Origin of the sequence: Sodalis sp. RH19, assembly GCF_047324215.1 — a bacterium.
Classification (GTDB): Bacteria; Pseudomonadota; Gammaproteobacteria; order Enterobacterales; family Enterobacteriaceae; genus Acerihabitans.
The window spans coordinates 734,349-755,183 of record NZ_CP178734.1 but is presented as its reverse complement, the minus strand read 5'-3'; the positions used below and the strand labels follow the sequence as shown (position 1 = coordinate 755,183).

The following is a 20,835-nucleotide window of genomic DNA, read 5'->3' as shown; positions in this document are numbered from 1 at the left end:
CATTCCTTGATTATCGTTTGAGTGCTTGAGCCCATTTAAGTGCTGCGGAATCAAGCAATTGGTAGACAAATCTGAAGATTTCTTCGCTTTTTCTATAGGGATCCGGAATTTCACGTTTACCGAGCCAATGCCCATAGAGCATGATCTTTCCTCGCGCTTCTGGAGCAATCCGACACACTGCATCAAAATGCTCCTGTTCCATTACGAGGATCAATTCATTTTTTGTGCACATTTCCGCCGTCAATTGCTTAGCAACGTGACCATTCAAACTCAGGCTGTTTTCCTTGGCAATTTTTTCCGCTTTTATGTCAGCCGCATGTCCTACAACTGCACTGATGCCAGCTGAAGTGATGCTACTTGTTGGTGAATATTTCATCAGCAATCTTTCACCTGTAGGTGACCTACAAATGTTGCCTACACATACTACAAGTATTTTTCCTAGCATTACTTAGTTCCATGCTCCGGCATTACGTCCGCCATCGGATACGTTACGAACTCCGCTTATTGTCGGTACCAATTGACCGATAACGCGATTCCATCTCGTTATTGGAGCTGTAGTTACGTAGACCATATCATATGGTTGTAATCGAAACTCAGTTCCGAGGATAAGAGACGTCGCATCAGACAGATCCAGCTGATAAACATTTGCTAATTTACTACCCGGCCCACTATTTCTTATTGGGCGAATGACGAAAATACCCGTAGCATCGGCCGTCGTTTGGCTTATCCCTTCTGCGTTACCTAGCGCTTCAGTTAGAGTCATGCCACTGCGATCCATTTTAAGAGTTGTTTGTTTAGTTACTTCACCCATCACGAACACTTTTAAATCATCATTGCGCGGAACAAACAAAATATCACCAGGATAAAGTAGATGATTTTGTTGTAAATCACCATTTTGCATTAGAGCCTGTAATGAGATAGATTGCCCTTTACCATTGTGAGTAAGAATCACATTTCGCCAATCTGCGTCTCCGCTCAGACCTCCCGCATTATTGATAGCATCCAGTATGGTCAGCGGGACATTAGTAATAGGTTGCTCCCCTGATTTACTCACTTCCCCAGTCACATAAGCTTTCTGTGATCTGAAGGTCGCAATGCTTACATCTACCTGCGGACTTTCTATAAATTGCGCGAGTCGGCTGGTAATATCTGACCGAATTTCAGTTACAGTCCTTCCGACGACGTTAACTTTACCTATATAAGGATAAAAGATAGTCCCATCTGCATGTACCCAGTTTCCGGCATCGCTAGCGCTACGAAAAGTACCCGAGGGTGTCGTCAACTCTGGATGATCATAAACCGTAACACTAAGCACATCTCCAACCCCAACTCGATACTCATAGTTCTGTAGTTCACGATCTAGTTGACTATTGTTTTGAGCGACAATAGGTTTGGTGCGTAGTTGTTCGATAAGCGAGGGCGTCATAGCAAAAACATTCACATACTTGCCAATATCAAAATCCGAATCATCTGATTTTATTACTGTTTTGCCACGCGTTGTCATATTTGAACCAGGTACAACTGTACATCCGCTAATCAAGACAACCGACACCAAAAGCGGCATCAACTTAAGTTTTGTTTTCATCATTGAGTTATCATCACTATCGCTGTTGCTCGAGTAAAAAGCGTATCCAAGTCTTTGGTATCGCCTTACGCAAGGATGTTAATGCCAAAAAAAAGCCCCAAAACTTAGCGCTGTTCATCTTTTCACTTACTATGCCCTGTCTGTACGCCATCATGGTCTCACTGCGCAACGCATATCACTTAAGTAGTGGTACAACTAATTGACCAAAAATAGCAGATAAATTCAACTATAAACCTGATCATTCTGCACATATTTGATTAAGTATTCATTTATGCAAAGGTTCATCATCGCCTTACACCATGTTCAGCATAGAGAATAGTCGCTTGTATTGAGGAATGCTGGATTTGTCAGCAAAAATCAGCAGAATTTCTGCTTAGTAACAAATTTATTTATCACTAAAGCTTTTACCCCGTTGGCCGATACAGATGAGCATCTCATTCCAGTCAGAGAATAGGTCATTTTTTAGCCAATATTGAGACTTTATGTACTACCGTAAAACCGAAGCCATAACACATTGCCAATCGACGGCATTGTCATGACACGCACGTTTATCGGTTGACTGATCAGATCACAGTGTGATTACCGGTCCGTTTGAGGCTGGGGGATATACTTGTGCCTTGGTTACGTAAAAACACGCTACCGCCCTTGGCTTGTAGCTACCAATGCACTGTTGGTCTTTTTTATCGGGTTCCGGTCTTTTTTGGGTCCAAAACTTCAGGGGTTCACGTGTCTTTGTGCGCGGTCAGTCACAAAACCGCACTTTCCATGCCTATCTTTTGACCAAAAACAATATAATTGGCACAACATATGCCTCATCATTGTTATACTAATTATTAATTATCTCTTTACAAGGTTTCGATGACCCCTGCGCCACGTTTTAGGAATAAGACTACCCTCAGGTTTGTTGCGCCAAGACGACAATTGCCTATAATTTCACCACTTCCGCGGTTTATGCTTGCGATCTGCTTGAGAAATAACAATTTCTTATCCAGCATACTCTTTGAGCGATGCGCATCCATTTAGCAGGTTATTAACATTAATAAAGCAACTAGATAATAACCAGTTTGAGTTAGTTCAACCTTCAAGTCAGTGATAGGTGTTGCATATTAATTAATGACGCTAATGTTTTGTCCATATATCATTTTTATCCTTTTGTAGCTCCATCACCCCTCTGCTATCGCCGCTGGATGTAATGATCGGTTGAGTTTTGCCGCGTTACCTCCCATCATTCCCCTGAAACAGTCATTGTTATAGGTAAAGTAACGATTATGGAATGGATCGCCGATCCGACGATTTGGGCAGGCCTGGCGACGCTTATCGTGCTGGAGCTGGTGTTGGGCATCGACAATCTGGTGTTTATCGCCATCCTGGCGGAGAAGCTGCCGCCGAGCCTGCGGGATCGGGCAAGGATAGTGGGCCTGGCGTTTGCGCTGCTGATGCGTTTGGTGCTGCTGGCGTCGATGTCCTGGCTGGTGTCGTTGACCGCACCGCTGTTTAGCGTCTCCGGACACCCCTTTAGCGCCCGCGACCTTATTATGCTGGCCGGTGGTGTGTTTTTGATCTTCAAAGCCACCATGGAGCTTAACGAGCGTCTGGAAGGCAAGGATGAAGAGACGCAGACACAGCGCAAGGGCGCGCGCTTTTGGCCGGTCGTCACGCAAATCGTGATCCTGGATGCGGTGTTCTCCATAGATTCGGTGATTACCGCGGTGGGCATGGTGGATCAGCTGGCGGTGATGATGGCGGCGGTGGCGGTGGCCATTGGCGTGATGATGCTGGCCAGCAAGACGCTGACCCGTTTTATCAACGCCCATCCCACCATTGTGATCCTGTGTTTAAGTTTTCTGCTGATGATTGGTTTTAGCCTGGTGGCGGATGGCTTTGGTTATCATATTCCCAAAGGCTATCTGTACGCCGCCATCGGCTTCTCGGTGGCCATAGAGGCGTTGAACCAGCTAGCGCAGTTTAACCGGCGGCGGTTTTTATCTTCCAGCGTGCCGTTGCGCCAGCGTACCGCCGAGGCGGTGCTGCGCATGCTGAACGGCAAACACGAAGAAGCGCAGCTGGACGCGCAGACCTCCTCTCTGATTGCCGACAGCGACGGCGAGGGCCAGGAGGTGTTTAACGAGCAGGAGCGGCGCATGATTGAACGGGTGTTGGGCATGGCCCAGCGCACCGTAAGCAGCGTGATGACCTCGCGTCATGATATCGAGCATATCGATTTGCGCGATCCGCCCGAGGTGATAATCCCGCTGCTGGAAAATAACCAGCATACGCGGCTGGTGATTACCGAGGACAGCGCGTCCAATGAGCCGTTGGGCGTGGTGCACGTTATCGACCTGCTAACCCAGCAGTTGCGCAATGAGCCGCTGAATCTGCGCGCGCTGATCCGCCAGCCGCTGGTGTTTCCCGAACAGCTGTCGCTGCTGCTGGCGCTGGAGCAGTTTCGCGAGGCGCATACCCATTTTGCGTTTATCGTCGATGAGTTCGGGTCGGTGGAAGGTATTATCACCCTGAGCGATGTGATGGAGACCATTGCCGGCAACCTGCCGCTGGAAAACGAAGAAATCGACCCGCGCCATGATATCGTGCAGCATGATGACGGCACCCTGACGGTGAATGGGTACCTGCCGCTGGAGGATTTGGTCGGCTATATCGGTATTCCGCTGGAAGAGCGGCGGGAATACCATACCCTGGCGGGATTGCTGATGGAGCATACGCAGGCGATCCCCAAGGAAGGCGATACCTTGAGTATTGATAATTATCTGTTTGAGATTCTGGAAGTAGAGAGCCACCGGATATTAAAGGTACGCATCACCCCCGAAACCTTACCTGAATACGAAGTCTGAGAATACGCGGCGGCGCGGGGGCTTAGCCATGACAAGCCTTAGGCCCCCGCGTTCCGTTAGTCCCCTGCCCCGTTACAGCTTATCCAGCAGTTTTTGCACGTTTTTGTTCTGCGGGTGATCCTGGTTTTTCTGCGCCCAGGCGTCCAGGCGTTTCTTTAGCTCGTCCTGCAAGCGGTCTCGCAGCAACTGGTCGACGTGCAGCTGATAGCTGAGGCTGTCCCAGGGGCCGTAGACGCGCAGCGGGATGGCGGTATTGACCAGCGCCTCGGTCAGCTGCGGCTCGCCTTGCCAGCCCTTAAGCACCCGGATATTGAGGTTCACGTCGCACTGCCTGCCGGGCAGGTCGAGCACGCCGGTGCCGGCAAGCGACATCAGGTCCGAGTCTCCCGCCAGATTGTTCAGCCGCAGATTGCCCCGCTCGAGCGTGGCGTCGGCGGTAAGCTGTTTTACCGCTGAGTAGGTCTCGTTGCGCTCTTGCGCCGTGACATTATTATTGGTGCGCTCGACGGCCCGTTGAATCAGCTGTTGGATATTCAATCCTTCCAGGCGGGCATCATCGAGCTGCATCCGGCCTTTGCCGCTCCAGTTTTCGGCAAAATCCCGGAAACTGAAGGTCTGCCCGGTCAATTGCCCGTCCACGGATAGCCGGCCGGTCAGGGTCTGCGGCAGGGCAAATGCCTGCAGCAGCGGTCCCAGCGCCACCTGTTTTAAGCTTGGGTTTAATTCAAAACGGGGCCTGGCGCCGGTGGTATCCACCGTGCCCGGCAGGCTGAATTCGCCGTCGCCCAGTTTTCCGCCCAGGGTATTGATCGACAGATGGTCGCGGCGGTTATCCGCCTGGGTTTTAAAGCCGGTGATATTGAGCCCGTGGTAGATAACCTGATCCGCCGTCAGGTTTAGCTGGCCGTTGAAATCATTCAATACCGCCAGCGGCTGTTCCTCTTTACCGATGGCGGCGATCACCGGCTTGGCGCTGTGGCGATGGCTTTGCGTGTCATTGCCGCCGCCGGCGTTGATGCCCAGCAGCGTGTCCAGGTTCAGGCGCTTGGCGGTGAGGTCGAGCTGATAAACCGGCGCGTCGCCCAGTTTGGCGCTGGCCTGGCCCGCCAGCTCGCTGTCGTTGGCGCTGAAGGACATGTTGCTTAATTCGACGGTCTGGTTGGTGGCGGAATAGTCGGCGCTGAATTTACCCTGCCCTTTGATGCCCTCGGCCGGTAACCCTTGGCCGTGGAGTTCATAGTTAAAACGGTCAAGGCTGGCGGCCAGCTGGCGCGGGTAGTGGCTCAGGTCAGCTTTGCCGCTGAGGGAGACCGCCACGTCGCGCTGATCGCGGTTAATGCGGCTGGAGAAGGTGATATTGGCCAGCCGCGCCGCCGTTTGCTCCACATCCAGGTTGAAATCGCGCAGGTTGATTTGTTCGTTTGGCTCCCGTTGCCAGATAAGCAGGCTGTCGGTCACCTTTAAACTGGCGATATCGTAGGACCATCCTGAGTGCGGCGTCAGGTCGGGCGTGCCGGCGGGCGCAATGGGCGCATTTTCCGGCCGGCGGGCTTCGCTGTCGGGCGTGATGGTAATGACGGCCCCCTTCAGCAGTACCTGTTTTACCGAGAGCTGATGGGACAGCAGCGGCCAGAGCTGGACATCAAGGCGCATATTTTCGGCGCTGACCACCGGCACGGCGGCGCCGGGCGCGGTGAGCGTCATGCGTCCGGCCAGGATGCTGAGCTGCGGCCAGACGTGCCAGCGCAGATCGCCGTCCAGGCGCAGCCGGTAGCCGCTGCGCTGCTCAACCTTGGTGACCATATAATTACGAAAGTCATTGGGATTGATCAGCAACACCAGCGCAGTAGTGCCTGCCACCAAAACCGCCAGCAAAATAACCAGCGTCGTCAGAAATCGTCTCATGCCATCCTCAAAAAAGTCTGCGCCATACAGTTCGTCTGACGGAATTAATCCTCATCAATCCGGCTGGCCACCGCGCCCTGTTGGTTGCGGTACTTCGCATCCTCGCGGCGATTATACGGCCGCGCGGCATGGCCGCTCAGCGGCTCGAAACTCAGCGCGCCGATAAGCATGCCCGGACGCAGCGCCAGCGGCAGCTTACCTGAATTATAGAACTCCAGCACGATCCTACCCTGCCAGCCGGGATCGATGCGGTGCGCGGTCACATGCACCATCAGCCCGAGGCGCGCCAGGGACGAGCGGCCGTCCAGCCAGCCGACCAGGTTATCCGGCAGGGTGACTGATTCAAGGGTGACCGCCAGCGCCAGTTCGGCGGGATGCAAAAAGAAGGCGCCGCCTTCCGGCAACACGATTTCATCGCTCATGACGCGATCGAGCGCGGCCGAGACTTCTTCCTTAGGGCCGCTGAGGTCGATAAAGGCCGCGGTATGGCCCTGGAACACCCGGAACTGATTGCCCAGGCGCACATCGACCGTGGCGCCGTTAATCCGTTCCACCGGCGGACGCGGGCTGATATCCAGCCTGCCGTCGTCCAGCCAAGCTTCAATATCGCTGTCGCACAGTCTCATCGTTATTTCTCCATAAGCGTTCTGGGGGTCGTAGCGCCGGCGGCGCCGTGAACCCTACCCGCCTGCGTTAGGGGGATTATTCAAAAAACTGACTGATTTTTGCCTTCAGGATATCGATGGCAATACGGTTCTTTCCCCCGCGGGGTACAATAATATCGGCGTATTGCTTGGAAGGCTCGATAAACTGCAGGAACATCGGGCGTACCGTTTTCTGATATTGCTCCATCACCGAATCCATGGCGCGGCCCCGTTCGTTGACGTCGCGCTTCATGCGCCGCAACAGGCAGATATCCAGCGGCGTATCGACGAAAATCGAAAAATTCATTTCCGTGCGCAGCCGCAGGTCGGTCAGCAGCAGTATGCCTTCCAGGATAATCACCTTCTTGGGACGCAGATGGATGGTCTCAGGCCGGCGGGTGTGCTCGACATAGCTGTAGACCGGCATTTCGATGGCCTGGCCCGCCTTGAGCATCTGCAGATGCTGGAACAGCAGGCTGTGATCCATGGCGCTGGGATGATCATAATTGGTCTTGACCCGCTCGCTCATGGTCAGGTGGCTTTGATCCTGATAATAGCTGTCTTCTGGGATAATGCCGATATGTTCGTCGCCGACCTGCTCACAAAGTTCCTGGTACAACGTGCTGGCTATCAGGCTTTTCCCGGAGGCGGAGGCGCCGGCGATGCCGATAATGACGCACTGGTGAGGCTTGTCAGTCATACAATAAATGGCCTGGTGTTATAAAGATGAAGGGCTGCGCCGGGGCGCATTTGACGCGGCAATTATAGAGTGCGGGAGAAACGGATGCCAGCAATAGCGTTTATCTGACGTGGCTTTACGCGGTTTAGACCGATGATTACCGCGATTTATGTCACACTTTTAAGATAATTCATGCTGGAGAGGGGCCGGAAGTTTGCGTAAGGTATATACAGTGGCATTTTTAATCTACTTTCGAGCGGTATTGGATGAATTGGCATTGGTTGACGTTTTTTGGCGATAGCATGCTGTTGCTGCCCTGCGCGGTTATTATCGTTATGTTGCTGCTGTGGAAAGCCGATACCCGGCGCACCAGCCTGCAGTGGCTGCTGCTGTTCGCTACCGCGGGCGCCGTGGTCGTGATATCGAAACTGGCTTTTATGGGCTGGGGCGTCGGCAGCAGAATGTATGATTTTACCGGTTTCAGCGGCCATTCGGCGCTCTCCGCCAGTATCTGGCCGGTGATGATCTGGATTTTGACCAGCCGCGCCTCCCGCGGCTGGCGGCTGGCGGCGGTGTGTTTCGGTTATCTGCTGGCGCTGGCCGTGGGATTTTCCCGCGTGGTTATTCATGCCCATTCGGTTTCCGAGGTGATCGCCGGGCTGGCCTTGGGTTTTACCATCAGTACCTCGTTCCTGCTGATGCAGTATTCCCGCCGGACCGCTATCCGCCCCCTCTCCTACGGGCAACTGAGCGCGGTGCTGCTGCTGCCGCTGCTGCTGGTCGTCCAGGGGAAAAAAGCGCCGACCCAGGGATTGCTGGAGCAGATAGCCTTGACGGTGGCGCCCATCGAGCGGGTGTATACGCGCGCGGATTTGCACGGCAAGGGGCGGCTGGCGTTGCCGGATACCGTGCAGATCACCCCGCAGTAAGCCCTTTATCCGCTATGAAGCCCATGGCCGCATCGCCCTGGGCGGCCTGTTGCAATGCCGTTTATTCCACGTGTTCTCAGCATGAAATGCGGCTTTCATGCCACCTCGCCCGCCGGCGCTGCAGCGGCGGCAGGGTATTTCACGTTCCCTTCTGGGGTATCGGCGCGCCGTTTCATTCTTCTTCCCTGTTTATGCCTGTTCGCATCCCAGGAATTCCCCGCTGGTAATTAAATCGTGATCCGCTTCAAATTTTTATCATGAGGTGATAGATCGCCGATGGAACCGGTTCCATACTCTTCTCAGCGTATTTGCCGCGCCGGCTGCCAGGTTAGCCCTGTCCGCGCCCGCCCGGATGCCACCCTGTATTGATGTCTTGAGGAGTATCTTTTATGTCCAGCAACCCTATTCCTACTGACTACGACCAGACCCTGGACGTGGTGACCTTCGGCGAAGCGATGGCCATGTTTGTCGCCACCGCCGGCGGCGAATTGCACACGGTGAGCCAATATGTCCGCCGCGCGGCCGGCGCCGAACTGAATGTCGCTATCGGCCTGGCGCGCCTGGGGCTGAAATCCGGCTGGGTGAGCCGTCTGGGCAACGATTCTTTCGGACGTTTTATTCTGGATACCCTTGATGCGGAGCAGGTGGACCGCCGTGCGGTCACCCTGGATACGGCCTACCCTACCGGCTTTCAGCTGAAATCCAAAGCGGAGGATGGAACCGATCCCACCGTTGAGTACTTCCGTAAGGGCTCGGCCGCCAGCCGGCTCTCCATGGCGGATTTTGATGAGCAATACTTCGGCGGCGCCCGGCATCTGCATCTCAGCGGCGTGGCGGCGGCGCTGTCGCCGGAATCTTATCAGCTGGCCGCCCATGCGGCGCAGTGGATGAGGCAGCGCGGCAAGACTATCTCCTTTGACCCCAACCTGCGCCCGGTGTTATGGCGCTCGAGGGAAGAGATGGTATCCCGCCTGAATGCGCTGGCGTTCAGCGCGGATTATGTGCTGCCGGGAATTAAGGAAGGCCTGATCCTGACCGGCCACGAAAGTCCTGAGGCGATTGCGGATTTTTACCTGGCGCACGGCGTGCGGGCGGTGGTGATCAAGACCGGCGCGGACGGCGCGTATTATAAAACCGACGCCGGTGCTGAGGGCGTTGTGCCTGCGGTGCGGGTGGTTAACGTGGTGGATACCGTGGGCGCCGGCGACGGTTTTGCGGTGGGCGTGGTTAGCGCCCTGCTGGAGGGGCTGACGCTTGATGAGGCGATTGTGCGCGGCAACCATATCGGCGCGCTGGCCATCCAGGTTATCGGCGACAGCGAAGGATTGCCGGATCGCCGGCAGCTGGCGCGGGCCATGGCGGGTAGCACCACCGGCGCACTGACGGCGTAAAGGACGTCACCAGACCGCGCGATACGCCGTGCGGCTGCCGGAGGTAATGCACCTGCGGGTCAAACCGGCCCCACCGTCGCGCCCCTGCCGCCGGGCAGGCGCCGCTGTGCCCCGGGAGCTGCCCGGGGCAGAGACATACGGCTCCGTCCGGCAATCCGGGCGCGGCTGATAACCAATTGCAAAAGGAATCGTTATGAAACCCAACGTCGTCCTGTATAAAACTATTCCCGCCGATCAACTGGCGCGGCTGCAGGCTGCTTTTAACCTGACCCGATTCGACAGCATCACCGACGCCAACCGGCAAGAGGTCATAGCCTCTCTGCGCCATGCGCAGGGCCTGATCGGCGCCAGCCATCCCATCGGCAACGAACTGCTTGATGCCGCGCCCGGATTGCGCGCCATTTCCACCATTTCGGTGGGCTATGATCAGTTCAGCGTGCCGGAACTGACGCGCCGGGGCATTACCCTGATGCATACCCCGGGCGTATTGACCGAAACCACCGCCGACACCATTTTCACCCTGATCCTGACCAGCGCCCGGCGCGCCGTGGAGCTGGCGGAGCTGGTGAAGCGCGGGGAATGGCGGCGCAGCATCGGCGAGGAATATTACGGCACCGACGTCAACGGCAAGACCATCGGCATCCTCGGCATGGGCCGTATCGGGTATGCGGTGGCCAAACGCGCGCATCTGGGATTCGGCATGCCGGTGATGTATTACAATGATAAGGTGAACGAACAGGCGGAGAGCCTGCTCCATGCCCGCCGCGCTACCCTGGATCAGGTGCTGGCCGAGGCGGATTTTGTCTGCGTGGTGCTGCCGCTATTGCCGGAAACCGAGAAATTGATCGGGTACGCCGAAATCAGCAAGATGAAGCCGGGCGCCATCCTGATTAACGGTTCGCGCGGTAAAATCATCAATGAGCCGGAGCTGATACGCGCCCTGCAAGACGGCGTGATACGCGGCGCCGGGCTGGATGTGTTCGAGCAGGAGCCGCTGCCGGCCACCTCGCCGCTCCTGGCGCTGCCCAACGTGGTGGCGCTGCCGCATATCGGTTCGGCAACGCATGAAACACGCCACGCCATGGTGGCCTGCGCGGTGGACAACCTGATTGCCGCGCTGGCGGGCGATGTGACTCAAAACTGCGTTAATCCTGGGGCGTTGCGCAACGTGGCAGCTACTGGCAATGAATTTAAGGGAATGTAACGACAATCCCGATCAATCCCCGCCCCTGGCGGCGGGGCAACTGGCCGTCACAGCCAGGGATTTAATAACGTTACGCCGGTTAATCCGAAATCTTTCGTGTTGCGGGTAACAAGCGTAAGACGGTTCGTTATGGCGGTTGCTGCGATTAATGAGTCTGTCATACATTTAGGGTCAGGGACATGCATTTTGGCACAGCATAGCGCTACAGCGGCATCAACTGCCAGGATCCTGTCATGAAAACCTTTTATTACTGTATGCTCAAACCAAGACCGCAATTTGACCGCTTGCGTTAAATCTTTCCTTTCTTTTAGTAAGATACCTTTTTCAATTTCCATAATAACTAATGCGGAAGTATACATTTCATAGTGTTCGTTACTTGCCGCCCATTCCCTGACGTTGGGATCAGCTTTATCCCCCTTAAAAAGCTCGGATATCACATTGGTATCTAACAGAAACATATTAAAACTCAACAGGCCTTGCTTGAATGTGCGCGCGTTCCGTTTCTAGATCGAACGATTCACCATCGGGGGGAGACAGCGCGTCAAGAATACTTTTACGCCCCCCCGTGATACTGCGGTAGGCTTCTTCGCTCAGCAGAACATGGGTTATTTTGTTGCGGGATTTTATAAACACCGGACCTTTGACAGCATCCCGTTTTGCTTTGGTAATGTTTTGATTGAGTTCCCGACTTGATATGTAGGTTACGCTCATCTTATCACCCCCTCATAACACAGCGTATGTAGTAACATTACTACATTACCGTTACCCGGGCAAGTAAGGAAGATAGCCTCACCGGCGACGTCAAGGGCAGGAACCGTGGGTCCGGCACGTCATCCATTTTTATCACCCCGTGCCGGCCATAACACATAAGCAGGATTATTCTGCCCTTATAATGCCTTAAACGATATCTCGGTGGGGATAACCTCGCCCTGCCAGTACAGCTGCGCCGCCACCTGTCCCGCCAGTTGGCGGTAGAGCTCGGTGAACTCGCTGTCCGGCCGGCTGACCACCGTCGGCTGGCCACGGTCCAGATCTTCGCGTAGGCTGATATGCAGCGGCAGTTGCCCCAGCAGCGCGCAGTGGTACTGCTCGGCGAGTTTTTCGGCGCCGCCGGTACCGAAGATGGCCTCCAGATGGCCGCAGTGGCTGCAGATATGCACGCTCATGTTTTCCACGATGCCGAGCACCGGCACGCCGACTTTTTCAAACATCACGATACCTTTGCGCGCGTCGGCCAGCGCGATATCCTGCGGCGTGGTCACCACCAGCGCGCCGGTGACCGGGATATTCTGCGCCAGCGTCAGTTGGATATCGCCGGTGCCCGGAGGCATATCCAGCACCAGGTAATCCAGCTCCGGCCACAGGGTGTCGTTAAGCAGCTGCAGCAGCGCCTTGCTGGCCATCGGCCCGCGCCAGACCATGGCGTTATCTTCCGTTACCATATACCCGATGGAGTTGGTGGCCAGGCCGTGCGCCATGATGGGGGCCATATGCTGGCCGTCCGGCGACGTGGGGCGTTCCTCGGTGGTGCCGAGCATGGCGGGAATCGACGGGCCGTAGATATCCGCGTCCAGCAGGCCGACGCGGGCGCCCTCGGCGGCCAGCGCCAGCGCCAGGTTAACCGCGGTGCTGGATTTGCCGACGCCGCCCTTGCCGGAGCTGACGGCAATCAGGTTGCGCACGTTTTTTACCCCGGGTTGATCCTTGACCCGCTTGAGCGTGGCGATATTGTGGGCCAGCGTCCAGTCGATGGCCCGCGCCCCGGTGACGCGCAGCAGGTCCGCGCTGGCGGATTCCTTCAGCTCCTCAAAGGCGCTGTGCCAGGCGAAGGGCATGATTAGTTCGATATGCAGCGTGCCGTCCAGCAGCGCGCAGTGGTTCAGCGCCTTGAGTTCGGCCAGGCCGCGTTTGAGCGTGGGGTGCTTGAAGCGGGCGAGCACCTTGGCGACCTGGGCGCGCAGCACCTCGGGAGTAGACTGTTCGGGTGATGGAGGATTCATCACGGCTCCTTAATTTCTCATTCTGGGGGTGGTAACCGATGCCCATAGCATAACAGAACTGGCGGCGCTTGTTTACGTGAGGTGTCGCTATCGGTTACCATCGAAACTCTTTATTTCATCTGATAAAAGCACATTCCCAACATGACTCAAGTCGCGAAAAAAATATTGGTAACCTGTGCGTTACCATACGCTAACGGTTCAATTCATCTCGGCCATATGCTGGAGCATATCCAGGCAGATATTTGGGTCCGTTTTCAGCGAATGCGCGGCAATCAGGTTTATTTCATCTGCGCTGATGACGCGCACGGCACGCCGATCATGCTTAAGGCCCAGCAGCTCGGCATCGCGCCGGAAAAAATGATCGATGAAGTGAACCAGGAGCATCAGAAGGATTTTGCCGGTTTCGGCGTCAGCTATGATAACTACCACTCGACGCACAGTGATGAAAACCGCGAGCTGTCGACGCTGATTTACCATCGGCTGAAAGATAACGGCTATATCAAGACCCGCACCATTTCCCAGTTGTTCGACCCGGAAAAAGAAATGTTCCTGCCGGACCGGTTTGTCAAGGGCACCTGCCCGAAGTGCAAATCCCCCGATCAGTACGGCGACAACTGCGAAGTGTGCGGCGCCACCTACAGCCCGACCGATTTAATCGATCCTAAATCGGCGGTGTCCGGCGCCACGCCGGTGATGAAGGAGTCGGAACACTTCTTCTTCGACCTGCCGGCCTTCAGCGATATGCTGAAAGCCTGGACCCGCTCCGGCGCGCTGCAGGAGCAGGTGGCCAACAAAATGCAGGAATGGTTTGAATCCGGCCTGCAGCAGTGGGATATCTCCCGCGACGCGCCCTACTTCGGCTTTGAAGTGCCGGACGCGCCGGGCAAGTATTTCTACGTCTGGCTGGACGCGCCCATCGGTTATATGGGGTCGTTCAAGAACCTGTGCGACAAACGCGGCGACATTGATTTCAACGAATACTGGCGCGTGGGTTCCGATGCCGAGCTGTATCATTTTATCGGCAAGGATATCGTCTATTTCCATAGCCTGTTCTGGCCGGCGATGCTTGAAGGCAGCGATTTCCGCAAGCCGACCAATTTGTTTGTCCACGGCTATGTGACGGTGAACGGCGCCAAGATGTCGAAATCGCGCGGTACCTTTATTAAGGCCAGCACCTATCTTAAGCATCTTGACGCGGATTGCCTGCGTTATTATTACGCCGCCAAGCTGTCGTCGCATATCGACGACATCGACCTGAACCTGGAAGACTTCGTCCAGCGGGTTAACGCCGATATCGTCAATAAGGTGGTTAACCTGGCCTCGCGCAACGCCGGTTTTATCGCCAAGCGCTTTGACGGCCGTCTGGCCGATACCCTGGCTGACCCGGCGCTGTACCAGACCTTTACCGATGCCGCCGTCGGCATCGCCGAGGCGTTCAATGCCCGTGAATCCTCGCGCGCCATCCGCGAAATCATGGCGCTGGCCGACCTGGCCAACCGCTATGTGGACGAGCAGGCGCCCTGGGTGGTGGCGAAAGCGGAGGGACGCGAGGGGGATCTGCAGGACATCTGCTCAATGGGCATTAACCTGTTCCGCGTGCTGATGACCTATCTCAAGCCGGTGCTGCCGTCGCTGGCGGAACGCGCCGAGGCGTTCCTGAACGTGCGGCTTGACTGGGACGGCATCCACACGCCGCTCACGGGCCATAGGGTTACGACCTTCAAGGCGCTGTTCAGCCGTATCGATCCCGCGCACGTGGCGAATATGGTTAACGAATCCAGGGAAGAAGCGGATGCCGCCGGCGCCAAGGCCGCCGTCGCCGGTCCGCTGGCGGATGAGCCGCTGCTTGAGACCATCGCCTTTGACGATTTCGCCAAGGTGGATATGCGCATTGCGCTTATCAAGCGCGCCGAGCTGGTGGATGGATCGGATAAGCTGCTGAAGCTGACGTTGGATATCGGCGGCGAAACCCGCCAGGTGTTTTCCGGCATCCGCGCGGCCTATCCCGATCCGCAGGCGCTGGAGGGCCGCCTGACGGTGATGGTGGCCAACCTGGCGCCGCGCAAGATGCGGTTTGGCGTTTCCCAGGGCATGGTGATGGCGGCGGGACCGGGCGGCAGCGACATATTCCTGCTTAGCCCCGACGCCGGCGCCCTGCCGGGCATGGCGGTTAAATAATTCCTTAAGCAAGGTGTAAAACCGGGTCGCGGTACTCTGCGGCGACCCGGCAGATTTTCCGTGTAAAAACCCCCCTTTTGGCAGCAGCCTAATACCTTCATTTCGTTATCAATTTAACTCCACATGGTGCGCAATTTAGATTAAGGTTGGGTGTACGCCTTATTATTTACCATGAGAAAATTGGTCATGAAAGGATTCCCGCCCATTATCCGGCTGTTGTTAATCACATCGTTAATATTAACCATCGGCCGCGGGCTGACGCTGCCGTTTATTGCCATCTATCTGTCCAGGCAGGGCGGCATGCCGCCGGGAAAAATCGGCCTGGTGCTGGGTATGGGGCTGACGCTGGGCATTATCTTTAGCCTGTATGGCGGCTATCTGGTAGACCGGTTTAATAAAAATCGCCTGATTATTTGCGCCATCATGGTATTTGCCCTGGCGTTTTTTCTGCTGCCGCTCGGCGGGGGCGCTTTGTTGCCGATGATTATACTGGTGGCGCTGATTAATTCGGCGTACAGCCTGTACTCCATTACCCTGAAGGCCAGCATTGCCGAATGGCTGACCGTTGAGCGGCGCATCAAGGCGTTTTCCGCTAATTACACCCTGATCAACGTCGGCTGGGCCATCGGCCCGCCGCTGAGCGTGTTATTGGCGAAAAGCAGCGCCGTGCTGCCGTTTTATTTATCCGGCGTCCTGGCCGCCGCGGCCACGCTGACCCTGGCAATGCTGCTGCCGCGCTATGGCCGCCCGCCGGCCCGGGCGGATGATAACGTGGCGGCGGTAACGGAAAAAATCAACTTCCGTACGACCCTGGACGTGCTGCGCCACGATAAGCGGCTGATTTTTTTTACCCTGGGAGGCGCACTCGGCAGCCTGGTATGCAGTCAGTTCGCCAGCTGTATTTCGCAATACCTGATGGTGGAGTTCGACGCTGTGTTTGCTTATCGGGTGGTGGGGATTATCCTGCCGGTCAACGCCGCTATCGTCATCACCCTGCAATATGCCGTCAGCCGTAATATCCGCCGCGAGACCCTGATGCCGTGGCTATTACTGGGCAGCCTGTTTTTTATTATTGGCCTGCTGGGCTTTATGCTGGCGGGCAATGCCCTGCCGCTATGGATGATCGCGGTTGCCCTGTTTTCGCTGGGGGAAATTATTATTATCCCGGTGGAATATATGTTTATCGACTTTATCGCGCCGGCGCATTTAAAAGGCAGTTATTACGGCATGCAAAACCTGGGTAATCTCGGGGGCGCCGCCAATCCGCTGCTCACCGGCGCCATCCTGACCTATGCACCGCCGGTCTCGCTGTTTATGGTCTTGATACTTGCCACGCTGCTTAGCCTGTGGTTATTCCACCGCGGGTTTCACCACACCCGCCGCGCCGCCGTAACAACACATTCTTTGTGATTGAGTCCCGGTTTTTAGCCGGGAAAGTGAAGAAAGCACGTGATTATCCGCCCGCCAGACCGCGCAGGCAGGCCGCAAATTGAATGGTCCAGAGCTATAGCGCGGTTTTAAAGCCGGCATACAGCACGGCGACGACGGGGTTTTGTTTGCGGCATGGCCTATGTCGCCCCGAGGGGCGTTTGCGGCATGGCCTATGTCGCCCCGAGGGGCGTTTGCGCCATGGCCTATGTCGCCCCGAGGGGCGTTTGCGCCATGGCCTATGTCGCCCCGAGGGGCGTTTGCGCCATGGCCTATGTCGCCCCGAGGGGCGTTTGCAGCATGGCCTATGTCGCCCCGAGGGGCGTTTGCAGCATGGCCTATGTCGCCCCGAGGGGCGTTTGCAGCATGGCCTATGTCGCCCCGAGGGGCGTTTGCGCCATGGCCTATGTCGCCCCGAGGGGCGTTTGCGCCATGGCCTATGTCGCCCCGAGGGGCGTTTGCGCCATGGCCTATGTCGCCCCGAGGGGGTTTCGCTTGCCATGCGTGAGGTGTTCATAGGTAGTGCCGGGCGCCGGCAAGCGACAAAGAGGCCGTACCGCGACGGCCTCCTTGACCTCCGCGCGCCCGGCAGATCGCGCGTCGCTGCGCGATACCTTCCGACGCCAGTTCCCCCGTTATGCACCGGCCCGGTTAGCGCTCCCGGCGCCACCGGGCCTTTCGCCGCTCCCGGCGGCTCATGCCGGGGGCACAGGCGCCGTCAGCGCGCTTTATGCCGGTCCACATGTCGCTGTTGGCCATGCGTTTTATGAAGTGGCTGCGGCGCTGTTGCTTAGGATAGAGACTTGCGCCGGGATGGGATTGACCATTATGGGAGGCAATGGCTATGGAATGCAGCTGACACAGAGAAAAGTTGGACATGCAGTCATGCAGTCATGCAGTCATGCAGTCATGCAGTAAGGCGTTCATCATTCAACTTTATGCTTAAGTTTTAACAGTAAGCATTAAGCATTAAGCCATTAGCCATCAAACTGTAAGCTTTAGCGCAAAATGAATACTGATACCTTTCCCGGTAAGTGCATGCCGCAAGAAACCCAAAAAAGCTATTTTACTCACAGGCGATGGTGTTGACGTGGTGCCGGCATAGAGTGCGCCGGCGGCGCACATCGCGGCTGGATGAGCCGCCGGGAGCGGCGAAAGCTAAGGGCCGCGCCGGGAGCGCGTCCCGTGCGGTCCAAAAGCCGGGATGGGTGATGCCGGGAACCGCGCAGCGGCGCACGATCTGCCGGAAGCCCGGGGTCCCGGGGCGGGGGCGACTGCCCGCCCCGGGTCGATTGCCCGCACGGTGCGGCATAAAAATCCGCCTCGCATGGCAAGCGAAACCTTCTCCCATGCCAACAAACGCGCCCGCCCAGGCAAAACCTACCCCCATGCCAACAAACGCGCCCGCCCAAGCAAAACCTTCCCCATGCCGATAAACTCGCCCGCCCAGGCAAAACCTACCCCCATGCCAACAAACGCGCCCGCCCAGGCAAAACCTACCCCCATGCCAATAAACGCGCCCGCCCAGGCAAAACTTACCCCCATGCCAACAAACGCGCCCGCCCAGGCAAAACCTTCCCCCATGCCGATAAACGCGCCCGCCCAGGCAAAACCTTCTCCCATGCCAGTAAACACCCCTAGGCAAGCTCAACCCCCTGCCCAGCCGTAGTCCCACCAACCGCAATGCCCCTCTTAAATTACCCCGCTCCTGACCAGCGCGCTCCTTACCTTCTCCTTCAGCTCTTCCGTAAGCGGCGACGCCGGCCAAAGCGAATTCACCGAAATATCCACCCCGGTCAGCTTAATGGCGTATTTCACCACGTTATAGAACGGCAAATCATAATTATACAATTCCGGAATATACGACAGGCGCTGCTGCAGCTTGACCGCCTGGGCATAATCCTGTTCCTGCCAGGCCCGGTAGATGCCGCAGGTCAACTGCGGGGCAAAATTCGCGCTGGCCGGAATACAGCCGTCGCCGCCGAGTATCAGGGTGCCGAACAGATATTCGTCATAGCCGGAAAATACGGCAAAATCCGGACGCACGGGTTTAACCGCGTGGATGGTTTCCCGAATATGGTTAAGGGTATCCACCGTATCCTTAAGGCCGACGATATTCGCGCAGGTCTCCGCCAGCCGACGGATCACCGCCACCGGAATCGATTGGCCGGTCAGCCCCGGGAAGTTATAGATGATAATCGGCAGGCTTAGCGCGTCGGACAAATGCTTATAATGCAGATAAAGATTTTCCTCGCTCAGCGGATTGTAAAACGGATTTACCGCCACCACCCCATCGGCGCCAATCTTCTGTGCGTGCAGGCCGTAACGGATGGCCTCGCGGGTACCGGAATGGGCAATGCCGATTAAAACCGGTTTACGCTTGTTGACGTAATTAACGCAGAACTCCGCCGTCTGCAGGCGCAACGCTTCCGACATATGGGCAAACTCACCGGCGCTTCCCAGGAAAAACAGGCCGTTGACGTCAGAGGCAATCAGACTGTCCAGCAGTTTCGCCATGCTGTCTTCATCGAGTTGCTCATCGGCGGTAAAAAGGGTGGGAACGGGCGGAATAACACCATAAAAACGTGGAATAGCCATAGTAAAAACCTCTTCTGATCGCAAACACGCCTGACGAGGATCCTTCGTCGGCAAATGAATCTACTTTGTTAACAGTTTGGCCGGGAGATTGCCGTGCGATAAGTCATACATTTAAATCCGCCTTGGTCACGGCACGATTTTTACCGGCATAGCTGATAAGCTGGCCCGGTCATTTCATCGGACGAACCGTGAGCGGTGGCACGGTGTCAGAATTAATTGTATGATAAACGCGATTAGAAATAAGGTTGAGATAATGCGCAATATCATCGTAAACGGCTGGGCCTTTATTCGCGCCTTTGCCTTGATTTACCTGTGCCTGTTCGTCGGTGATTTCCTTTCCACGCTGTTGCCGATTACCATTCCGGGCAGTATCCTGGGCATGCTGATCCTGTTTATCCTGCTCTGTCTGCAACTGCTGCCGCCGTTATGGCTCAAGCCCGGCTGTCATCTGCTGATCCGCTATATGGCGTTGTTGTTCGTGCCGATAGGCGTGGGCGTGATGAACTATTACCACGAGCTGTCGTCGCAGTTCGGCCCGCTGGTGGTGTCTTGCGTTATCAGTACTCTGATTGTCATGGTGGTGGTGGGCTATAGCTCGCATTACATCCACCGTGAACGTCCGGTGGCCGGCCAGCCGCGCCCCCCTGAGGATCAATAATGTTAGCCAATTTCTGGTGGTCGCTGCCGCTTACGCTTGCGGTATTTTTTGGCGCCAGGCGGCTGGCGGCGAAATTTCGCATGGCGCTGCTCAATCCGCTGCTGATTTCCATGGTGGTGATTATCCCGCTGCTGTTGCTCACCGGCATTCCCTACGCGCGTTATTTTGCCGGCAGTAAAATTCTCAACGACCTGCTGCAACCGGCGGTGGTGGCGTTGGCCTTCCCGTTGTATGAACAGCTGCACCAGATCCGCGCGCGCTGGAAATCCATTATCAGCATCTGTTTTGTCGGCAGCGTTACCGCCATGGTCAGCGGCACCGCCATCGCGTTGTGGATGGGCGCCACGCCGGAGATTGCCGCCTCGATCCTGCCTAAATCGGTGACCACGCCGATTGCCATGGCGGTGGCGCAGTCCATTAACGGTATTCCGGCCATCAGCGCGGTATGCGTGATTTTTGTCGGTATCCTGGGCGCGGTATTCGGCCATACGCTGTTCAGGCTGCTGGGTATCACCACCAAAGCCTCCCGGGGCTTGGCCATGGGCACCGCGTCCCATGCGCTCGGCACCGCCCGCTGCGCCGAGATGGATTTTCAGGAAGGCGCGTTCAGTTCCCTGGCATTGGTGATCTGCGGCATTATCACCTCGCTTATCGCGCCGTTCCTGTTCCCGCTGCTGCTGCGGGCGTTCGGCTGATCTCGCCGCGCCGGCATCCGTCCGGGCTGATGCGATAATTTGCTTGACCCGGCCGCCGCCGGCACCCGCCGGCGACCCGTCCAGGCTGATGC

The 20,835-nt window shown here is 56.4% G+C and carries 18 protein-coding genes; 8 read left to right on the top strand and 10 right to left on the bottom strand.

Annotated elements, in window-relative coordinates:
* Positions 1 to 10: 10 nt before the first annotated feature.
* Both ACL2XF_RS03455 and ACL2XF_RS03450 read right to left on the bottom strand, forming a co-directional pair.
* The gene (locus tag ACL2XF_RS03455) at positions 11 to 445 is read right to left on the bottom strand and encodes a protein tyrosine phosphatase (protein ID WP_413728000.1); all 435 of its coding nucleotides are present in this window, start codon (positions 443 to 445) and stop codon (positions 11 to 13) included.
* A 3-nt stretch (positions 446 to 448) separates the two neighbouring features.
* Positions 449 to 1,588, bottom strand: a complete 1,140-nt coding sequence (locus ACL2XF_RS03450; protein ID WP_413727999.1) for a polysaccharide export protein — start codon at positions 1,586 to 1,588, stop codon at positions 449 to 451.
* Positions 1,589 to 2,853: 1,265 nt separating this feature from the next.
* Between ACL2XF_RS03450 and ACL2XF_RS03445 the strand changes: the two genes are divergently transcribed.
* A complete protein-coding gene (locus ACL2XF_RS03445; protein ID WP_410014348.1) occupies positions 2,854 to 4,434 on the top strand; it encodes a TerC family protein in 1,581 nt (526 codons plus the stop codon).
* Between the two features lie 72 nt (positions 4,435 to 4,506).
* Here the strand turns inward: ACL2XF_RS03445 and asmA are convergent, their stop codons facing one another.
* The 3 genes from asmA to udk form a co-directional block, all read right to left on the bottom strand.
* Entirely contained in the window at positions 4,507 to 6,339 is a 1,833-nt protein-coding gene (asmA, locus tag ACL2XF_RS03440) for an outer membrane assembly protein AsmA (protein WP_413727998.1), read from the bottom strand.
* A gap of 44 nt (positions 6,340 to 6,383) precedes the next feature.
* Positions 6,384 to 6,965 carry a dCTP deaminase gene (gene dcd / locus ACL2XF_RS03435; protein ID WP_410014346.1) on the bottom strand — a complete coding sequence of 194 codons (582 nt, stop codon included), beginning with the start codon at positions 6,963 to 6,965 and terminating at the stop codon, positions 6,384 to 6,386.
* Positions 6,966 to 7,041: 76 nt separating this feature from the next.
* On the bottom strand, positions 7,042 to 7,683 hold the full coding sequence (gene udk / locus ACL2XF_RS03430; protein WP_410014345.1) for a uridine kinase: 642 nt from the start codon (positions 7,681 to 7,683) through the stop codon (positions 7,042 to 7,044).
* Between the two features lie 245 nt (positions 7,684 to 7,928).
* Between udk and ACL2XF_RS03425 the strand changes: the two genes are divergently transcribed.
* The 3 genes from ACL2XF_RS03425 (at position 7,929) to ACL2XF_RS03415 (ending at position 11,186) form a co-directional block, all read left to right on the top strand.
* Positions 7,929 to 8,591, top strand: coding sequence for a phosphatase PAP2 family protein (locus ACL2XF_RS03425; protein WP_410014344.1), 663 nt, complete (start codon positions 7,929 to 7,931; stop codon positions 8,589 to 8,591).
* 389 nt (positions 8,592 to 8,980) lie between these two features.
* Entirely contained in the window at positions 8,981 to 9,982 is a 1,002-nt protein-coding gene (locus ACL2XF_RS03420; RefSeq protein ID WP_413727997.1) for a sugar kinase, read from the top strand.
* A 193-nt stretch (positions 9,983 to 10,175) separates the two neighbouring features.
* Positions 10,176 to 11,186: an NAD(P)-dependent oxidoreductase gene (locus ACL2XF_RS03415; protein ID WP_413727996.1), complete on the top strand. Its 1,011-nt coding sequence runs from the start codon at positions 10,176 to 10,178 to the stop codon at positions 11,184 to 11,186.
* A gap of 47 nt (positions 11,187 to 11,233) precedes the next feature.
* Here the strand turns inward: ACL2XF_RS03415 and ACL2XF_RS03410 are convergent, their stop codons facing one another.
* The 3 genes from ACL2XF_RS03410 to apbC all read right to left on the bottom strand — a co-directional run bounded on the left by ACL2XF_RS03410 (position 11,234) and on the right by apbC (position 13,186).
* Entirely contained in the window at positions 11,234 to 11,644 is a 411-nt protein-coding gene (locus ACL2XF_RS03410) for a type II toxin-antitoxin system VapC family toxin (protein WP_410014341.1), read from the bottom strand.
* A 1-nt stretch (position 11,645) separates the two neighbouring features.
* Positions 11,646 to 11,897, bottom strand: coding sequence for a type II toxin-antitoxin system Phd/YefM family antitoxin (locus ACL2XF_RS03405; protein WP_410014340.1), 252 nt, complete (start codon positions 11,895 to 11,897; stop codon positions 11,646 to 11,648).
* A 176-nt stretch (positions 11,898 to 12,073) separates the two neighbouring features.
* Complete coding sequence (gene apbC, locus ACL2XF_RS03400) at positions 12,074 to 13,186, bottom strand: iron-sulfur cluster carrier protein ApbC (RefSeq protein ID WP_410014339.1); 1,113 nt, start codon at positions 13,184 to 13,186, stop codon at positions 12,074 to 12,076.
* Positions 13,187 to 13,327: 141 nt separating this feature from the next.
* Here apbC and metG point away from each other — a divergent pair, with 141 nt between their 5' ends.
* Together metG and ACL2XF_RS03390 are read left to right on the top strand one after the other, a co-directional pair.
* Positions 13,328 to 15,364: a methionine--tRNA ligase gene (gene metG, locus ACL2XF_RS03395; RefSeq protein WP_413723263.1), complete on the top strand. Its 2,037-nt coding sequence runs from the start codon at positions 13,328 to 13,330 to the stop codon at positions 15,362 to 15,364.
* Positions 15,365 to 15,550: 186 nt separating this feature from the next.
* Positions 15,551 to 16,774, top strand: a complete 1,224-nt coding sequence (locus ACL2XF_RS03390) for an MFS transporter (protein ID WP_410014337.1) — start codon at positions 15,551 to 15,553, stop codon at positions 16,772 to 16,774.
* Between the two features lie 1,398 nt (positions 16,775 to 18,172).
* Here ACL2XF_RS03390 and ACL2XF_RS03385 read toward each other — a convergent pair.
* The gene (locus ACL2XF_RS03385; RefSeq protein ID WP_413727995.1) at positions 18,173 to 18,415 is read right to left on the bottom strand and encodes a hypothetical protein; all 243 of its coding nucleotides are present in this window, start codon (positions 18,413 to 18,415) and stop codon (positions 18,173 to 18,175) included.
* A 69-nt stretch (positions 18,416 to 18,484) separates the two neighbouring features.
* Positions 18,485 to 19,390 carry a dihydrodipicolinate synthase family protein gene (locus ACL2XF_RS03380; RefSeq protein WP_410014336.1) on the bottom strand — a complete coding sequence of 302 codons (906 nt, stop codon included), beginning with the start codon at positions 19,388 to 19,390 and terminating at the stop codon, positions 18,485 to 18,487.
* Between the two features lie 253 nt (positions 19,391 to 19,643).
* Between ACL2XF_RS03380 and ACL2XF_RS03375 the strand changes: the two genes are divergently transcribed.
* Both ACL2XF_RS03375 and ACL2XF_RS03370 read left to right on the top strand, forming a co-directional pair.
* Positions 19,644 to 20,048 carry a CidA/LrgA family protein gene (locus ACL2XF_RS03375; protein ID WP_410014335.1) on the top strand — a complete coding sequence of 135 codons (405 nt, stop codon included), beginning with the start codon at positions 19,644 to 19,646 and terminating at the stop codon, positions 20,046 to 20,048.
* Positions 20,048 to 20,743 (top strand): CidB/LrgB family autolysis modulator, encoded by a 696-nt coding sequence (locus ACL2XF_RS03370; protein WP_410014334.1) that lies wholly within the window; start codon positions 20,048 to 20,050, stop codon positions 20,741 to 20,743. Before ACL2XF_RS03375 ends, ACL2XF_RS03370 begins: the two co-directional genes overlap by 1 nt.
* Positions 20,744 to 20,835 lie beyond the last annotated feature (92 nt).